The 16,386-nt window shown below is 64.5% G+C and carries 14 protein-coding genes; 3 read left to right on the top strand and 11 right to left on the bottom strand.

What is annotated here, in order from left to right:
• Positions 1-129: 129 nt before the first annotated feature.
• A complete protein-coding gene (locus QLQ85_RS03485; protein WP_282737726.1) occupies positions 130-1,317 on the top strand; it encodes an acetate/propionate family kinase in 1,188 nt (395 codons plus the stop codon).
• A complete protein-coding gene (pta, locus tag QLQ85_RS03480) occupies positions 1,314-3,548 on the top strand; it encodes a phosphate acetyltransferase (RefSeq protein ID WP_282737725.1) in 2,235 nt (744 codons plus the stop codon). Before QLQ85_RS03485 ends, pta begins: the two co-directional genes overlap by 4 nt.
• Here the strand turns inward: pta and QLQ85_RS03475 are convergent.
• From QLQ85_RS03475 to QLQ85_RS03445, 7 genes are all read right to left on the bottom strand, one after another.
• Complete coding sequence (locus QLQ85_RS03475; RefSeq protein ID WP_282737724.1) at positions 3,519-4,343, bottom strand: thiazole synthase; 825 nt, start codon at positions 4,341-4,343, stop codon at positions 3,519-3,521. The two genes, pta and QLQ85_RS03475, sit on opposite strands and share 30 nt — an antisense overlap.
• Positions 4,343-4,543: a sulfur carrier protein ThiS gene (gene thiS / locus QLQ85_RS03470; protein ID WP_102629618.1), complete on the bottom strand. Its 201-nt coding sequence runs from the start codon at positions 4,541-4,543 to the stop codon at positions 4,343-4,345. Before thiS ends, QLQ85_RS03475 begins: the two co-directional genes overlap by 1 nt.
• On the bottom strand, positions 4,543-5,595 hold the full coding sequence (locus QLQ85_RS03465; RefSeq protein ID WP_282737723.1) for a YeiH family protein: 1,053 nt from the start codon (positions 5,593-5,595) through the stop codon (positions 4,543-4,545). Before QLQ85_RS03465 ends, thiS begins: the two co-directional genes overlap by 1 nt.
• A 129-nt stretch (positions 5,596-5,724) precedes the next feature.
• Positions 5,725-6,213 (bottom strand): universal stress protein, encoded by a 489-nt coding sequence (locus tag QLQ85_RS03460; protein WP_282737722.1) that lies wholly within the window; start codon positions 6,211-6,213, stop codon positions 5,725-5,727.
• Positions 6,214-6,287: 74 nt separating this feature from the next.
• A complete protein-coding gene (locus tag QLQ85_RS03455) occupies positions 6,288-7,628 on the bottom strand; it encodes a TRAP transporter large permease (RefSeq protein ID WP_282737721.1) in 1,341 nt (446 codons plus the stop codon).
• A gap of 18 nt (positions 7,629-7,646) precedes the next feature.
• Entirely contained in the window at positions 7,647-8,195 is a 549-nt protein-coding gene (locus QLQ85_RS03450) for a TRAP transporter small permease (protein WP_282737720.1), read from the bottom strand.
• A gap of 84 nt (positions 8,196-8,279) precedes the next feature.
• Complete coding sequence (locus tag QLQ85_RS03445) at positions 8,280-9,278, bottom strand: TRAP transporter substrate-binding protein (RefSeq protein WP_282737719.1); 999 nt, start codon at positions 9,276-9,278, stop codon at positions 8,280-8,282.
• 360 nt (positions 9,279-9,638) lie between these two features.
• Between QLQ85_RS03445 and pdxR the strand changes: the two genes are divergently transcribed.
• Positions 9,639-11,114 (top strand): MocR-like pyridoxine biosynthesis transcription factor PdxR, encoded by a 1,476-nt coding sequence (gene pdxR, locus QLQ85_RS03440; protein ID WP_282737718.1) that lies wholly within the window; start codon positions 9,639-9,641, stop codon positions 11,112-11,114.
• Between the two features lie 44 nt (positions 11,115-11,158).
• On the opposite strand, the gene QLQ85_RS03435 is transcribed toward pdxR, so the two are convergent.
• The 4 genes from QLQ85_RS03435 to xsc form a co-directional block, all read right to left on the bottom strand.
• Positions 11,159-12,598 carry an NAD(P)/FAD-dependent oxidoreductase gene (locus QLQ85_RS03435; RefSeq protein ID WP_282737717.1) on the bottom strand — a complete coding sequence of 480 codons (1,440 nt, stop codon included), beginning with the start codon at positions 12,596-12,598 and terminating at the stop codon, positions 11,159-11,161.
• A gap of 42 nt (positions 12,599-12,640) precedes the next feature.
• Entirely contained in the window at positions 12,641-13,033 is a 393-nt protein-coding gene (locus QLQ85_RS03430; RefSeq protein WP_282737716.1) for a nuclear transport factor 2 family protein, read from the bottom strand.
• A gap of 85 nt (positions 13,034-13,118) precedes the next feature.
• The gene (thiO, locus tag QLQ85_RS03425; RefSeq protein ID WP_282737715.1) at positions 13,119-14,339 is read right to left on the bottom strand and encodes a glycine oxidase ThiO; all 1,221 of its coding nucleotides are present in this window, start codon (positions 14,337-14,339) and stop codon (positions 13,119-13,121) included.
• 91 nt (positions 14,340-14,430) lie between these two features.
• Positions 14,431-16,251 (bottom strand): sulfoacetaldehyde acetyltransferase, encoded by a 1,821-nt coding sequence (gene xsc, locus QLQ85_RS03420; protein WP_282737714.1) that lies wholly within the window; start codon positions 16,249-16,251, stop codon positions 14,431-14,433.
• Positions 16,252-16,386: the final 135 nt, after the last annotated feature.

Here is a 16,386-nt window from a genome sequence, read left to right as displayed (position 1 = left end):
CGGTGCCTCAGGCGCTGGCTATCCGGGGATAGGGAGAAGGCTACCGGCATTCCCGACTTTCTGACTCAATGCAGCATGCTAGACTGATGTCTTCCTCGCTTGCCAGCCCTGCCTTTCCAAGGACTGCCGATGAACGACCCGGTGCTGGTCATCAACTGTGGCTCTTCCTCGATCAAGTACGCCCTGATCGCAGCCGACCCCGATGCCCCGCGCCTGGCTGGCCTGGCCGAACGGCTGGGCGGCAGCGATGCCCTTCTGAAGGGGCACGACAGCCGCGGCGCACCGTTCGAGCGTGCCCTGGCCGGCGATGATCATGTCCGGGCCCTGGAAGCGATCCTCGACGGCCTCGAGGGGCACCGGCCCGGCGCCGTGGGGCACCGCATCGTGCATGGCGGCGAGCGGTTCACCCGAGCCACCCTGATCGATGGCGCGGTGGTGGCGGCCATCGAGGAGACCGCCGCCTTGGCCCCCCTGCACAACCCGGCCAACCTCCAGGGCGTGGCGGCCACCCGCCAGCTGTTCCCCGAGCTGCCCCAGGTCGCCGTCTTCGACACCGCCTTCCACCAGACCCTGCCGCCGCGGGCCTACCGCTACGCCCTGCCGGAGGCGCTCTACCGTGACCATGGCATCCGCCGTTACGGCTTCCACGGCACCAGCCACGCCTACGTCAGTACCCGCGCCGATGCCCTGAGCAGCCTCGATAGCGGCGGCTGGTTGACGGCGCACCTGGGCAACGGCTGCTCCACCGCCGCCGTCCGGGGAGGCCGAAGCCTCGATACCAGCATGGGCCTGACCCCGCTGGAGGGCCTGGTGATGGGCACCCGCAGCGGCGACGTGGACCCGGGCCTGCATTCACACCTCGCCCGCCGGCTCGGCTGGACCCTGGAACGCATCGACGAGGTGCTCAACCGCGGCAGCGGCCTGCTGGGGCTCTCCGGGCTGACCCACGACATGCGCGAACTGGAGGCCGCCGCCGAGGAGGGCCATGCCGGTGCCCAGTTGGCCATCGAGGTATTCTGCTATCGTGTCGCCAAGTCGCTGGCGGCGCTCTCCTGCGCCCTGCCCCGCCTCGACGGCATCGTCTTCACCGGCGGCATCGGCGAGAATTCGCCGCTGGTGCGGGAAAAGGTGGTCGGCCACCTGCCCCACTTCGGCCTCGGCCTCGACCGTGCCGCCAATGCCGCGACGGTGCGCGGCCGCGAGGGGCGTATCGACGGCCGCCACCCTGCCGCCCCGCGGCTGTGGGTGATCCCCACCGACGAGGAGGGCCGTATCGCCGAGGAAACCCGCCAGCTACTGGGAGGTACGTCCCCATGACGCCCAGCGAGATCCCCGACGCGCCCCAGACCCTGCTGCTGGTGCCCACCAGCGAGGGTGCCGGCCTGACCTCCGCCTGCCTGGGGCTGATCCGGGCGCTCGACGCCATCGGCCTCAAGGCCGGCTTCCTCAAGCCGCTGCGCCAGGACGAACTCAACGGCCCCGGGCCCGACCGCTCCACGGCGCTGGTCGCCAGTACCCTGGGGCTACACCCGCCGGCGCCGATTCCCCAGTCACTGATGGAACGGCTGCTACGCGAAGACCGTCTGGACGTGCTGATGGAGCAGGTGGTGGAACTGCAGGATCAGGCGATCGCGGCCCATCGCGAACACCCACCGGAACTACTGGTGGTGGAGGGTCTCGTTCCCACCCGCCACGGCACCTACGCCACCCAGCTCAATACCCAGATGGCCCACGCCCTCAATGCCCGGGTGATCCTGGTGGGTACCGGCGACATGGCCGCCCCCCGGGCCCTGGCCGAACAGCTCGACATGCACGCCCGCGCCTTCGGCGGGGTGAGTTCCAGTCGCACCCTGGGCTGCATCCTGATGCGTCTGCACAACCTGCCGAGTGCCGGCCAGCACGAGGTCGCCCTGGCCCCGGGCACCGCCCCCCCGATACTCGACGCCGCCCAGCTCGCCGAACTGCGTCGCCATTCACCGGCGCTGGGCACCGACCGTTTCCACCTGATCGGCGCGGTGCCCTACACCCCCTCGCTCAATGCCCCGCGGGTGCTCGACGTGGCGCGTGCCCTGAACGCCCGCTTCCTCAGCGAGGGCGAGGCGGCGAGCCGACGGGTGCTCTCGACCAGCCTCTGCGCCCGCAGCGCCGCCAACGCCCTGCATGTGTTCCGGCCCGGCAGCCTGATCGTCACCTCGGGAGACCGCGACGACATCGTGCTCGCCACGGCGCTGGCGGCCATGAACGGCGTACCCATGGCCGGGGTGCTGCTGACCAACGGCTACCTGCCCGGCGAGAACATGATCGAGATGTGCCGCCCGGCACTGAAGACCGGCCTGCCGGTGCTCACCGTGGATACCGATAGCTTCACCACGGCGCAGGACCTCGGCCAGATGGGCAACGATATCCCGGTGGACGACCCGGAGAGGGCCGAACGGGTCACCGCCTTCGTCGCCGCCCACCTCGACCTGCAGTGGCTCAAGGATCACCTCAATCATGGCTACACCCGCCGGCTCTCACCCTCGGCGTTCCGCCACCAACTGGTCAAGCTGGCCCAGCACGCCGATCGACGCATCGTGCTGCCAGAGGGCGACGAGCCACGCACCGTGGAAGCCGCCGCGATCTGCCAGCGCCGCGGTATCGCCCGCTGCGTGTTGCTCGGCAAGCGCGAGGAGATCGAGGAGGTGGCCCGCAACCGTGGCATCGAACTGCCCCCGGGGCTCGAGATCATCGACCCCGACAGCATCCGCGACCGTTACGTGGCCCCCATGGTGGAGCGGCGCACCGGCAAGGTGAACGAGCTGACCGCCGAGGCACAGCTCCACGACAACGTGGTGCTCGGCACCATGATGCTGCAACTCGACGAGGTCGATGGCCTGGTCTCGGGGGCCGTGCATACCACCGCCAACACCGTGCGACCTGCCTTCCAGCTGATCAAGACCGCTCCCGGCTATCGGCTGGTGTCGTCGATCTTCTTCATGCTGCTGCCCGAGCAGGTGGTGGTCTACGGTGACTGCGCGGTGAACCCCGACCCCGACGCCGAGGCCCTGGCCGAGATCGCCCTGCAGAGTGCCCGCTCCGCCAAGGCCTTCGGTATCGAGCCCCGGGTGGCAATGATCAGCTACTCCACCGGGGAGTCCGGCAGCGGCGTCGACGTGGAGAAGGTGCGCCAGGCCACCCGCCTGGCCCGGGAGCAGGCGCCGGATCTGATGATCGACGGCCCGTTGCAGTACGACGCCGCCGCCATCGAGAGCGTCGGTCGACAGAAGGCCCCCGACTCGCCGGTGGCCGGCCGCGCCACGGTGTTCGTCTTCCCCGACCTCAACACCGGCAACACCACCTACAAGGCGGTGCAGCGCAGCGCCCGGGTGGTCAGCGTCGGCCCCATGCTACAGGGCCTCGACAAACCGGTGAACGACCTCTCCCGCGGCGCCCTGGTCGACGACATCGTCTACACCATCGCCCTGACCGCCATCCAGGCGGCCCAGCACGAGATCACGAATCAGGGCAAGCGAACGGTGTCAGGCACCGATTCGACCCAAGGCGGGTGACGAGGGCTCGGCCTGGCCGCGGCGCGGCATACGCCCCGCCAGAAAGGCACTCCGCCCCGCCTCGACCGCCAGTTTCATCGCCCTGGCCATCTGGATCGGCCGCGGCGAGTGGGCGATCGCCGAGTTCATCAGGACCGCATCACATCCCAGCTCCATCGCCATGGCGGCCTCGGAGGCCGCACCGATGCCGGCGTCGACCAGCACCGGAACACCGGCCTGCTCGATGATCAGCCGGATGTTGTGCGGGTTCTGGATGCCACAGCCTGAGCCGATCAGCGATCCCAGTGGCATGACCGCGCAACAGCCCAGCTTCTCCAGCTCGAGCGCCACGATGGGATCATCGCTGGTATAGGCCATGACGTCGAAGCCGTCGCGCACCAGCGCTTCGGCGGCCTTGATGGTTTCGACCACGTCGGGATAGAGCGTCTTCGCGTCGCCCAACACTTCGAGCTTGACCAGGTTGTGACCCTCCAGCAGTTCGCGAGCGAGCTTGCAGGTCCGCACGGCATCGCGAGCGTTGTAGCAGCCTGCCGTATTCGGCAGCAACGTATAGCGATCCGGCGGCACCACATCGAGCAGATTCGGTTCACCGGGCGCCTGCCCCAGGTTGGTTCGCCGCACGGCAAAGGTCACGACCTGCGTACCGCTCGCCTCTAGCGCCCGGGCCGTCTCTTCGAAGTCCCGGTACTTTCCCGTTCCCACCATCAGGCGAGAGTCGAAGCGTCTACCCGCCACCACCAGGGGCGCATCCTCAGCCGGTTGTTTCAGCATTCCGCCATCCTCGTCGATTTGCATCAGCCACCTCCGATGGCATGCACGATTTCGATACGGTCGCCATCGGAAATGCGCACCTCGTCGTGGCGACTGCGCGGTACGATTTCCTCATTCAGCTCGACCGCCACGCGCCGCCTTTGCAGTTCATGAGCCACCAGTAGTTGGTGGATCGTGGTCTCCGGGTTCAACAAGCGACACTCGCCATTTATCCAGACACGCATCAGATACTCACCACGCCGAACATAATGAACACCAGCACCAGCGCCAGCAGGAACAGGGTCTCGGCCACCATCAGGATGACCGGCTTCCACCCCACCACGGCCAGCTTCTGGAACGAGGTCTTGATCCCCAGTGCCGCGATGGCCGTGACCAGACACCAGCGGGACAGGTCCGTCATGCCGTCGGCGACGCTCAGCGGTATCGCGCCCAGGCTGTTGATGACCACCAGTACCACGAAGGCAACCAGGAAACCGGGCAGCCTCGGCACCTTGCTCCTGCCTTCGTGGCCCTCGCGATGGCGGAAGAGGAAGGTGAAGCACATCACGACCGGCACCAGCATCGCCACACGCATCAGCTTGACGAACGTCGAGACGTCGCCGGCTTCCTCCGAGATCATGTACCCCGCCCCGACGACCTGGGCCACGTCATGGATCGTACCCCCCAGAAACACCCCGGCCTGCTGGTCCGTCAGGCTCAACACCCCGACGACCAGCGGATAAAGCACCATCGCCGCCGTGGACAGGGTCGTGACGCCCACGACCGTGAGAATGGTGTTGCGTTCGCTGTTGGCCCCGCGCGGCATGACCGCCGACAGCGCCAGCGCTGCCGAGGCGCCGCAGATGGCGACCGCGCCTCCCGTCAGCAGCCCCATGTCACGATGCAGCCCCATCAGTCTGGCCAGCAGTGCCCCCATCAGGATGGTCAGCACCACGCCGGCCACCACCGTGACAATCGGCCCGATCCCCAGGGAGGTGACCTGTTCGATGGTGATCCGCACGCCGAGCAGCGCAACGCCGAAGCGCAGGATGGTCCGGGCAGCAAACTCGATCCCCGCCACGCAGCGCCCCTCCTCCGACAGGAAATGCAACGACATACCGAACAGCAGGGCATACAGCAGCGTGGGACCACCATAGTGGTCGGCAATGAACGTCGTGGCCAGGGCAATGGTGATGCAGATCAGCACGCCCGGCATGACGTGCGGGACCCCCTCGGCCGCCGTTCGCGAAAAGGTGATCGGGCTACGCATGGCTCGCTTACCACGTTCAATGATCATGTTGTCACTTCCTTTCAATACTCCAGGCACGAACTTGCCCGCAGTGCATGAAATGCACCGTGAGACGCTCGACCTGGTTCAAGAAAAACTGGCGATGGACTCGGTCTTGATGCGCCCTTCCGCCGAGGGTTACTCGGGTGGTGGCACGACCACGACCGGAATGTGACTTCGCTTCAGGACCCCTCGGGTCACCTTCCCGGCATAGGAGGCGGTAAAGCCGTGCTTGTTGGAGGCCATCACGATCAGGTCGCAGCCCAGCTTCGAAGCCATGCCGACAATCACCTTGGCCGGGTAGCCCTCGGCCACCTCCAGGCTGGCAACCCGGGTGTCGCTGGACTCATCTCCCTCGCCATGGAGGCTCCAGAAGTTTGCCATCTTGTCTTCCAGCTGCTGCCTCGCTTCGTCCAGACGCTTGCGGATGAGTCCCTGCAGGGTCTTCTTGTCGCGAATATTGACGCGCAGCGTGTTCATGACGTCATCATCCAGCGACTTGACGGCGTGAAGGACATGCAGCTTCGCCCCGGTGGCGAGTGAAAGCCTGAATGCCTGCTCCAGTACCACATGGCTGTCACTGCGAAGCCCGACACAGCAAAGAATGTTTTCGATTGACCTGTCCATATTTCCTCCGTCACCTCAAATGACAACTGCACTTCGCCTGGCCAACTTCCGGAGCCGACATACCAATGCCCAACCTAATAGCCCATCACTCCCGGCAGCCAGAGAGAAATCTGCGGCACATAGGCAACAATGAAGAGCGCGATAATGGATGCGGCGGCAAACGGCAAGGCGCGATAGGAGATTTCCTCGATGGAGGCCCCGCCAATTCCCGAGGCAACGAACAGGTTCTCGCCGAGCGGCGGTGTCTGGAAACCGATCGCCAGTGCACAGACGACCACGATACCCACATGGACGGGGTCGGCCCCCAGCATGTACATGATGGGCAGCAAGACGGGCGTCAGGATCATGATGGCCGCGAGGGTCTCCATGAACATGCCGACGAACAGCAGGAACATGATGATCAGCGCCCAGATGATGTACATGTTCTGGGTGAAATCCAGCATGGCCGACGCGATGTAAGCCGGGACACGCTGCTCGACCAGAAGCCGGCCGAAGACCGTCGCGGTGAACAGGATCAGCAGCACGCGCCCACTGATCCAGGTCGTGGTTTCCAGCGTCTTCATCGCCGGCCGGAACTTCAGCTCCTTGTGGATGAAGATCCCCACGATCAGCGTATAGAAGATGGCAACGATGGCCGACTCCGTCGGCGTGAACACCCCGGAGTAGATACCGCCGAGGATGATGACGGGCGCCAGGATCGACCAGATACCACGGTGCAGTGCCTTCTTGATCGCCTCAGTCGACCAGTGATCGGTCAGGCCACGATACCCATGTTTCCTCGACAGAAGATAATTCATGATCAGCAGGCAACCGGCAATCACTATGCCGGGAAAGATTCCGGCAATGAACAACTTGGGAATCGACAAGGTCTGGAAGCTGCCGTGTGCCGCCACCGCTTCCGGGGGCGGTGTCATGCCCATGCCGGTGATACCGAAGATGACCATGGGGATGGAGGGGGGGATCACGACGCCCAGGCCGCCGGAGGAGGCGGTAATGGCGGATGCATACCCCCGATCGTAGTGCCGCTGTACCATGGCCGGGATCATCAACATGCCAACGGCAGCCGTGGTAGCCGGCCCCGAGCCGGAGATGGCGCCGAAGAACATGCAGGCGAAGACCGTTGCCGCCGCAAGCCCGCCCGTTGCCGGCCCGGCGAACGCCTCGGCAATGTCGACCAGCCGGCGTGAGATCCCCGCGGCTTCCATCAGGGCCCCGGCGAGGATGAAGGCGGGCAATGCCATGAGCGGGAACGAGCCAACCGAGGTGAAGGCGATCTGGACAAAGGTGGCCGGATTCTGGCCGATGTAGAGGAAGGCCGCCAGGGCCGATACACCAAGAGACGCTGTTATGGGAGCTCCCAGCAATAGCAGCAGGAAGAAGGTGCCAAACAGCACATATACGATAATGGGATCCATGACGTTGTCTCCGATCACTCAGCTCTTGTCGTGAGTTTCATTTTGCGTGCGCTTCATCTCTTCGATTTGCGCATCTTCCGGATCCATGATCTGCCGGTTCATCACATGCTTGACATACATGTTCTGTAGAATGCGAACAGACATGACCAGGAACGCAAGCGGGAGGATCAGGTAGAAGTACTTCATTGGAACCCCCATCGTCTGGGACTTCCAGAACACATTCATGCGATTGAACACGAAGTCGTAACTCAGATAAACGAAATACAGATTGAACCCCACCCAGATCAGGTCAGTGACTATATTGCAAACCTTCTCGACAACACGAGGAAAGAACTTGAACTGGAATGTCACGCGATTATGGGCCGACATCTTGGCCGCGTACACTGCCCCCATATAGGCAAACCAGACGAAAGCATAGGTGGCCAACTCATCGCCCCAGGCCAATGAGCCGCTGAATACATTACGCAGCACAATCTGAACAAACAGCAAGACCACGAAGAACACCAGGAGAAACTGGCATATATAGTTTTCCAGATTGTCGAAAATCTTCAGTAGAAGCTGTTTCATGACGGTCGCCCCCGATGCCTTGCCTGATGTTTTCCGAACGCTGCACTGACGTCACCCAGTACAGCGTTCACGGAAATTCGGCTGTTAGTTCAGGTCCCGACCCAGCGCCTGTAGCGCCTCCGCCAGTCGCTCCTCGCCGCCGATGCTGTCATAGAAGCGCGGCCAGATGCTCGAGGCACGCTCGATCCATTCGCTCTCGCCATTGGCGGGCTCGATGATCTGCATGCCGTGCTCCTCCACCAGGGCCTGCTTGATGCTTTCCTCCGACTCCAGCAGGTAGTCATAGCTGTAGGCAGTGGTTTCCCGCCCCGCTTCCAGCACGACCTCCTGCATATCGGGGCTCAGGCTCTGGAACTTGGATTCGCTCATGATCAGCGGCTCCAGCGAGAACACATAGCAGATATCGGTGATGTAATCCTGCACCTCGTAGAACTTCATGGCATTGATGGTGATATAGGGGTTGTCCTGCCCATCCACGACGCCCTGCTGCAGGGCCGTGAAGGTTTCCGACCAGGCCATCGGCAGCGGATTGACCCCCCACTCCTGATAGGAGGCAATCATGATCTCGTTGCGGGGCACGCGAATGGTAAGCCCTTGCAGGTCATCCGGGGTGGCGACCGGCTTGCTGGAGTTGCTCAGCACACGACACCCCGAATAGGCCCAGGAAAGCACCCTGACGCCGGCATCCCGGATGGTGTTTTCGGCCAGCTGCTGACCGATCTCACCCTGGGTGAGGGTCTTGGCGTCTTCCGGACTGGTAATCACATACGGCAGCGTGAGAACACCTACCGTGGGGGAAAAGGGAGTGATGTTGTTGATCGCCAGGACCGAGAGATCCAGCAATCCCATGCTGGCACTGCTGACCGTATCCTGCTCGCTACCCAACTGGCCGTTGGGAAACATGTCGACGGTCACCTGGCCATCCGTCTTTTCATGGATCAGTTCGGCAAACTTCTCCCCCATGGCATACTGGGTACCGCCCTGGGCATCTCCCAGCGCCATGCGCCAGGTTTCGGCCAGTGCATTCTGGCTGATGACGGCACTGACAGCCGCCGCGGCTACGGAAAACACTATCTTGTTCATGCCACTCTCCCAGCAATGTCTTGTTATTGACTTGTACTCACCCTGGAGCAGCCACTCGGTTCGTCTTGTCTGAATCGGGCTGTTCCATGAGGTTCACTTTACCCCCCCGACACCGGGGCACTAGTACCAGACACCACCCGTCGATTGGTCCAGCCCCCGGCATGGTGATGACATCGACCGATCAGGCCACCATCGCCGCTGAACGGGGTGATGCAACCCACTGATTTTTCGATTGTCCAACTGGACATCGAGGCACTTTCTTGGCATGTTCGAAGGTCGTGGGTGCCGGCGCCCGAGCCCCACTTCCTTGCATCGACTCGCCAGACCCTTCCCGGGGATGGCTTTCATCGTGGGCCAACCATGAGCCAGCTACTGTTTCATCTCGATTCAAGCCTTCCGACGAGCCTCCAGCAGCAACTGCGTGAACAGATCGTGCATGCCATCCTGGATGGACATATCCCGCTCGATGAGGCACTTCCTTCCAGCCGCAAGCTGGCGCGCGAGCTACAGGTGGCGCGTAACACCGTGATGCTGGCCTATGAGCAGTTGCTCGACGACGGCTATCTGATTGCCAAGAGTCGCAGCGGCTACTTCGTGAATCCGGAAATCCTGGAAGGTCGAGCCGAGAAACCGGTGCGTCTCAACGATATCGATGCCGAGCGTATGCCCTGGGAAAGGCTGCTCACGGTCCGGCCCTCGCAGCAGGAAACCATCCGAAAACCCAGTGACTGGCATCGATACGACTACCCCTTCCTGTACGGGCAGATCGATCCGGCGCTCTTTCCGACTCAACACTGGCGGGAATGTGGTCGTGACTCCATGAGCGTGCCGGCCATTCGCAGCTGGTCGGTCGACCACCTCAACGATGATGACCCCCTGTTGATCGAGCAGATTCACAAGCGACTGCTCCCCCGGCGTGGCGTCTGGGCCAAGCCCGAGGAAATTCTCGTCACGGTCGGCACCCAGCAGGCACTGTGGATCGCCGCCATGCTGCTGTTGAAGCCGGGTCGGCAGTTCGGAATGGAGAATCCCGGCTATGTGGACATGTACAATATCGCCCGGATGTTCACGGACGATATCCGCCTGTTGCCGGTGGACGAACAGGGCATGCGACCGGTCGAGGAGCTGACGCAGTGTTCCCTGGTCTACACGACGCCCAGCCACCAGAGCCCCACGACGGTGACCATGCCACTCGAGCGGCGGCGGCAGCTGCTCGACATGGCCGAGATCGAGAACTTCCTGATCATCGAGGACGACTACGACAGCGAGACCAACTACCTCAGCAACCCCACGCCGGCGCTCAAGAGCCTGGACCGGCATAGCCGGGTCATCTATGTCGGCAGTCTCTCCAAGACCCTGGCACCCGGCCTGCGACTGGGCTACATGGTCGCCCACCCGACGCTCATCCGCGAGGCCCGCGCCCTACGGCGACTGATGCTGCGCCACCCGCCGACCAACAACCAGCGCGCCCTCGCCCTCTTCCTCGACCGGGGTTATCACGACGCGCTGCTCAGGCAGATCCACCAGACGTTCGAGAACCGCTGGCACTGCATGAGCGAGGCGCTGAAGCGTCATCTGCCGACCTTCCATACCCCCTCGACGTTCGGTGGTTCCTGCTTCTGGGTCCGCGGCCCCGAAGGACTGGACTGCACGCGGCTCCAGGCACTGGCTCGTGCTGAAGGCATCCTGGTCGAATGCGGCAACCTGCACTACTTCGATCGTCCCGGCAGCGAATACATGCGCCTGGGTTTTTCCGCCATTCCCGAAGAACGCATCGAGCCAGGCATCGAACGCCTGGCTCGATTGATCCCGAAGGCCATGGAACGGTCAGACTAGTCGCTATACAGTGAGTTACGGTCGGCCAAACGTAGCCAGCCTGGTCACAACACCTCGTCCTTAAGATAGTACCAGCGATAGAGAAACCGCTGTCCGAACCGCCGGAAGGGGGCGAAGGCCTGGGACTCGACCATTTCGCGGATATTCGGGAAGGGCAGCTTGGAGGTGAAGATCGGCAGGTCGAGTTGCCTGCCGTCGCCGGCGATCCACTGGGCCAGGCGGCGCCCCGCCTGGGCCGAGTACATGACCCCGTTGCCGCCGTAGCCCAAGGCATAGAAGATGGTTTCGCTGGGGTCCGGCTGATGAATGCGCGGCATCATGTCGTGGCTGACATCGACCCAGCCCCACCAGGAGTAATCCAGTGGAATGCCCTTCAGCGCCGGAAACTTCCGGACCATGTTGTTGACCAGCACATCCTCGTATTTCTGCTGGGGGGCATCACGCCCGGTAATGGCACTGCGGCTGCCGATCTGCAGCCGGTTGTCCGGCAGCAGGCGGTAATAGTGCCGCAGCACGCGCGTATCGGTGATGACCTGATGCGTCCTGAAGCTGCAGGCCTCGATCTCGTTCGCCGTGAGCGGCCGGGTGACGATCGAGTTGGAGAGGATCGGCAACAGGCGATTCTTGAGCTGGGGGTGCAGGCTCTGGGAGGTATAGCCCCCCGTGGCGATGCCCACGGCACGGGCCCTGACCGTCCCACCCGGGGTCTTGAGATAGTGCACGCCGTCGCGCGTTTCCCAGCCCTGGACGGGGCTCGACGGGTGCACCCTGGCCCCCAGGGCCCTGGCCTTCCTGAGATAGCCGAACGCCAGCTTGCCGGCGTGGATGCCGATGCCCTCGGGCTCATGCATGGCGCCGGCGGCTTCCTGATCGCCGACCCAGTCCCGCTTGACCGTGTCGCCATCCAGGATCTGCGCATCGTAGTCGAAGACGTCGCGCAGCAGCCTGGCCTCCTTCTCCAGCACCGGCATGACCTTGTCGCGATGGGCGATGTAGAGGTGCCCGCCGGGCTGGGGGTCGCAGTCGATATCCTTGATCAGCGACTTGAAGGTCTCCATCCCCTCGACACACTCGGCATGCAGCTTCAGTGCGGTATCCAGACCATAGCGCTCGATCCACTGGGAGCGCTTGAGGCGTCCCGAGGCGCACTGCGCCTGGCCGCCGTTGCGGGTGCTGCAGCCCCAGCTGGTGCGATTGGCCTCGAGCACGGTCGCCCGGATGCCGTATTCCTGCGCCAGGAAGATGGCGGTCGTCAGACCGGTGAAGCCAGCCCCGATGATCACCACGTCCACATCCATGTCCTGGGTCACCGGGCCGTCATCGGCCGGGGGCTCGCCCGCGGTGCCGATCCAGTAGGTCGGCGCGTAGTCACGCCCCTGCCCCGGTGTGGTGCTCTTCAGCGGATCATAAGCCGGATCATAAGGCTGGGATGGTGCGGTAACGCTGCGTCGCTCTTCTCCCGCCTTGCTGGTCATTGTCTCCATGATCGACTCCTGTGTGTCGGGATACCGCGGCTCGCACCGTCCTTAGTCGTTGTGGCCCGCAATCGGCGGCCGGTTCTTGCGAAAGGCGTTCTTCACGGCGATCTTGCCGTCGCGGAAGGTAAAGGCATCGATCATGCGGGCCTCGGAGCGAACCCCGTCGGGGGTCGTGCCCTTGTAGGTGGTTTCCGAGAAGCCGCGGTCACCGATCACGAAGTGCTCACCATCGACCCAGCAGGCATCGGGGGCGGTCTTCCAGGCGTTCTCGAGCCCCTGTCGCACTTCGGCCTGTCCGACGAAGCTCTTGCCGACCAGTTCCGGGCCGGCAATGGCATGAAACACACAATCATCCGTCATCATCTCCATCACGGCATCGATGTCATGACGATTCAGGGCGTCGCTGAAGGCCTTGAGAAATTCCACATCCGGCTGGCGCATTTGCCTCTCCCGTAAACTGGTTGCTTGTCAGGTGTTGCCAACTCGCTCTGGCTGCATTGCTGCGTCTTCCACTTTCCAGAGCCTGTCAACGAGAGTACTGATCCTCCGCGCGCGCGCTTAGCGCCAGTTGGCACCCAGTCGTTGGGCCAGCGGGGGGCATGGACACTCGGCCGAGCGGCGATGCCGGCCGATCATCACCGACCAGGCCTCGGTCCGGGCGATAGGGCGAGGGATCGATCAGCGAGGCGCGTCCCAGCAGTTGGTCGACCAGCAGCCGCGTCGAGGCCGGCGCCAACACCAGGCCATTGCGGTAGTGGCCGGCATTGACGTGCAGGCCTCGCACGCCCGGCACGGCACCGATGAAGGGAATGCCATCCGGCGCCGCCGGCCGCAGCCCGGCCCAGTGCTGTTCGATCTCGCAGTCGGCCAGGGCCGGCAACATGGCCGCGGCGCTGGCGAGGAGTGAGGCCCGGGCATCCGCGGTGGTGGTCTTGTCGAAATCCGCCTCCTCCAGGGTCGAGCCGATGAGCACACGGCCGTCACCCCGGGGAATCAGATAGCGACCGTCGGCGAGCACCACCCGTTCGAGCAGTTGCCTGCCAGGCGCCATCGGAGACGTGCGAAACACCATCATCTGGCCCTTTACCGGACGAACCGGCAGTGCCATGCCGATGCCGCCCAGCAGCACACCGCTCCAGGCCCCGCCACAGAGGATCACCTCGCCCGCGGCAAGGCGACCCCGTGACGTCTCCACTCCCGTCACGCTGCCCCGCTCGATGCCTAGTCCCTCGACGGTCACGCCCTCCTCGAGGGTCACGCCGGGCAGTGACATCAGCCGGGCCCGCAGCGCCCGGCAGAGCCGGGGATTACGAATGCTGCCCAGGGTCGGCATCCACAGCCCCGAGCGGAAGCCGGCGGCCAGCCAGGGTTCCTTGGCGTAGATGAAGTCGGCCTCGACCGACTCGAGGGGCTTGCCCAGGCGTCGCGACCAGGCGAACGCCTGGTCGCCGTCGTCGACCCGCAGATAGAGCAGTCCCTTCCGGCGAAACTCGGGATCGATGCCGGTCTCCTCGCGCAGACGGGCCGCCAGTTGGGGATAGGCCTGCTCCGACCAGCGCGACAGCTGGGAGACGGCTTCGCAGTACCGCCAGGGATAGAGTGGCGAGACGATGCCGCCCCCGGCCCAGGAGGCCTCCCGGCCACACTGCCCCCGCTCCACCAGGACCACCGAGTGGCCGGCCTCGGCCAGTTGCCAGGCGGTCATCATGCCGATGACGCCTCCGCCGATGATCAGAAAATCCGTCATGAGTCTTCTCCCCCGGAAATCAAGAAACCCCGGTCCGACGAGCTGCTCGCCTGGCGACCGGGGCTATCCTGGCGCTGTCTCGGCAAATATCTCAGACGTAGTCCTGGTACTTCTCCAGCAGCCGCACCGGCGTCTTCAGCGCATCGCGGCGGAACGGGTCGCCCAGCTCGCGAGTGCACATGATCTCGAGGATGCAGGTCTTGCCCTCGGTCATCTGCAGGTCGATGGCCTTCCGCAGCGCCGGCCCCACGTCCTCGAGCCGGTCCACGGTGATGCCCTCGGCACCCATCGCCCGGCCGATCGCGGCGAAGCTCTGGTTGTCCAGCTCGCCGGCCACGAAGCGCCGGTTGTAGAACTCCACCTGGTTCTTCTTCTCCGCCCCCCACTGGCGGTTGTGGAACACCACCGCGGTCACCGGGATCTCGTGGCGCACCGCGGTCATGGTCTCCATCAGGCTCATGCCCCAGGCACCGTCGCCGGCGTAGGCGATCGCCGGCCGGTGCGGCGCCGCCACCTTGGCGCCGATGATGGTCGGCAGCGCATAGCCGCAGTTGCCGAAGCTCATCGGCGCAAAGAAGCTGCGCGGCTTGTCGAAGCGCAGGTAGCTGTGCGCCACGGCGTTGATGTTGCCGATGTCGGTGGAGACCATCACGTCCTCGGGCATCGCCTTCTCCAGCTCGCGCAGCACCTGACGCGGATGCAGGTACTCACCGCCGGAGAACGGCGTCTCGCCCTCGGCCTCGTCGATGGCGTCAAGGCTGAACGGGTCGGTCTCGTGGGTCCACTCGTCGAGCTCGCGCTCCCAGGCCGCCTTCTCGCTGGCGATCCGCTCGGCACGCTGGGCCTTGCTGGCATCGCAGGCCAGCGTACGGCCGGCCAGGCGCTCGGTGAGCGCCTCGGCGGCTTCCCTGGCGTCGCCGCAGATGCCCACCGCGATCTTCTTCACCAGCCCCAGCATCTTGTGGTCGGCGTCGATCTGGATGATCTTGGCGTCCTGCGGCCAGTAGTCCAGGCCGTGCTGCGGCAGGGTACCGAACGGCCCCAGCCGGGTGCCCAGCGCCACCACCACGTCGGCCCGGGCAATCAGCTTCATGCCCGCCTTGGAGCCCTGGTAGCCCAGCGGCCCGCACCACAGCGGGTGGCTGGCCGGGAAGGAGTCGTTGTGCTGGTAGCTGTTGACCACCGGCGCCCCCAGCCGCTCGGCCAGCGCCTGGCAGGCCTCGACGCCGTCGGCCATCACCACCCCACCGCCGGAGACGATCACCGGGAACTCGGCCTTGGCCAGCAGCTCGGCGGCCTCGTTGAGGGTTTTGGTACCGCCCGGGCCACGGTCGACTCGCGAGGGCTGGGGGATCTCGCACTCGATCTCGCCGTAGAAGTAGTCGCGCGGGATATTGAGCTGGGTCGGGCCCATCTCGGCCATCGCCCGGTCGAAGCAGCGGCCGGTGTACTCGGCCATGCGCGCCGGGTGGGTGACGTGGCCCTGGTACTTGGTGAACTCCTGGAACATCGGCAGCTGGTGGCACTCCTGGAAGCCGCCCAGGCCGATGCCGGTGGTGCCCGCCTCGGGGGTGACGATGACCACCGGGCTGTGCGCCCAGTAGGCCGCGGCGATGCCGGTCACGCAGTTGGAGATGCCCGGGCCGTTCTGGCCGATCACCGTGCCGTGGCGGCCCGAGACCCGCGCATAGCCGTCGGCCATGTGGGCGGCGCCCTGCTCGTGGACCACCGGGATCAGCCGGATGCCGGCCGGGGCGAAGATGTCCATGGCGTCCATGAACGCCGAGCCCATGATGCCGAACATGTCGGTCACGCCGTTGGCGACCAGGGTCTCGACGAAGGCCTCCGAGGGGGTCATGGTCTGCTTGCCCTGCACGACGCTGCGGGTGTCTTGGCTCTCTGGGGTGCTCATCGGGTCCTCCTCGGCGCGCCGCCGATTGATGTTTTTGTGGTACAAAAAGTTCCGAATAACGAAACCTGATCAGAATCTAACCATCAATCGGCTGCTCGTCAACGACAAATCTCATAAAACGGTACAAATTGATTT

It is taken from the genome of Halomonas kalidii (genome assembly GCF_030010475.1).
Lineage (GTDB): Bacteria > Pseudomonadota > Gammaproteobacteria > Pseudomonadales > Halomonadaceae > Halomonas > Halomonas heilongjiangensis.
The sequence above is the reverse complement of the archived record's forward strand: the minus strand, read 5'-3'. Positions and strand labels throughout refer to the sequence as shown.

Excerpts from the sequence above, each read along its gene's own strand:
- QLQ85_RS03485 (WP_282737726.1), top strand. The coding sequence starts at position 130 with ATGAACGACCCGGTGCTGGTCATCAACTGTGGCTCTTCCTCGATCAAG.
- pta (WP_282737725.1), top strand. The coding sequence starts at position 1,314 with ATGACGCCCAGCGAGATCCCCGACGCGCCCCAGACCCTGCTGCTGGTG.
- QLQ85_RS03475 (WP_282737724.1), bottom strand. The coding sequence starts at position 4,343 with ATGCAAATCGACGAGGATGGCGGAATGCTGAAACAACCGGCTGAGGAT.
- thiS (WP_102629618.1), bottom strand. The coding sequence starts at position 4,543 with ATGCGTGTCTGGATAAATGGCGAGTGTCGCTTGTTGAACCCGGAGACC.
- QLQ85_RS03465 (WP_282737723.1), bottom strand. The coding sequence starts at position 5,595 with ATGATCATTGAACGTGGTAAGCGAGCCATGCGTAGCCCGATCACCTTT.
- QLQ85_RS03460 (WP_282737722.1), bottom strand. The coding sequence starts at position 6,213 with ATGGACAGGTCAATCGAAAACATTCTTTGCTGTGTCGGGCTTCGCAGT.
- QLQ85_RS03455 (WP_282737721.1), bottom strand. The coding sequence starts at position 7,628 with ATGGATCCCATTATCGTATATGTGCTGTTTGGCACCTTCTTCCTGCTG.
- QLQ85_RS03450 (WP_282737720.1), bottom strand. The coding sequence starts at position 8,195 with ATGAAACAGCTTCTACTGAAGATTTTCGACAATCTGGAAAACTATATA.
- QLQ85_RS03445 (WP_282737719.1), bottom strand. The coding sequence starts at position 9,278 with ATGAACAAGATAGTGTTTTCCGTAGCCGCGGCGGCTGTCAGTGCCGTC.
- pdxR (WP_282737718.1), top strand. The coding sequence starts at position 9,639 with ATGAGCCAGCTACTGTTTCATCTCGATTCAAGCCTTCCGACGAGCCTC.
- QLQ85_RS03435 (WP_282737717.1), bottom strand. The coding sequence starts at position 12,598 with ATGGAGACAATGACCAGCAAGGCGGGAGAAGAGCGACGCAGCGTTACC.
- QLQ85_RS03430 (WP_282737716.1), bottom strand. The coding sequence starts at position 13,033 with ATGCGCCAGCCGGATGTGGAATTTCTCAAGGCCTTCAGCGACGCCCTG.
- thiO (WP_282737715.1), bottom strand. The coding sequence starts at position 14,339 with ATGACGGATTTTCTGATCATCGGCGGAGGCGTCATCGGCATGATGACC.
- xsc (WP_282737714.1), bottom strand. The coding sequence starts at position 16,251 with ATGAGCACCCCAGAGAGCCAAGACACCCGCAGCGTCGTGCAGGGCAAG.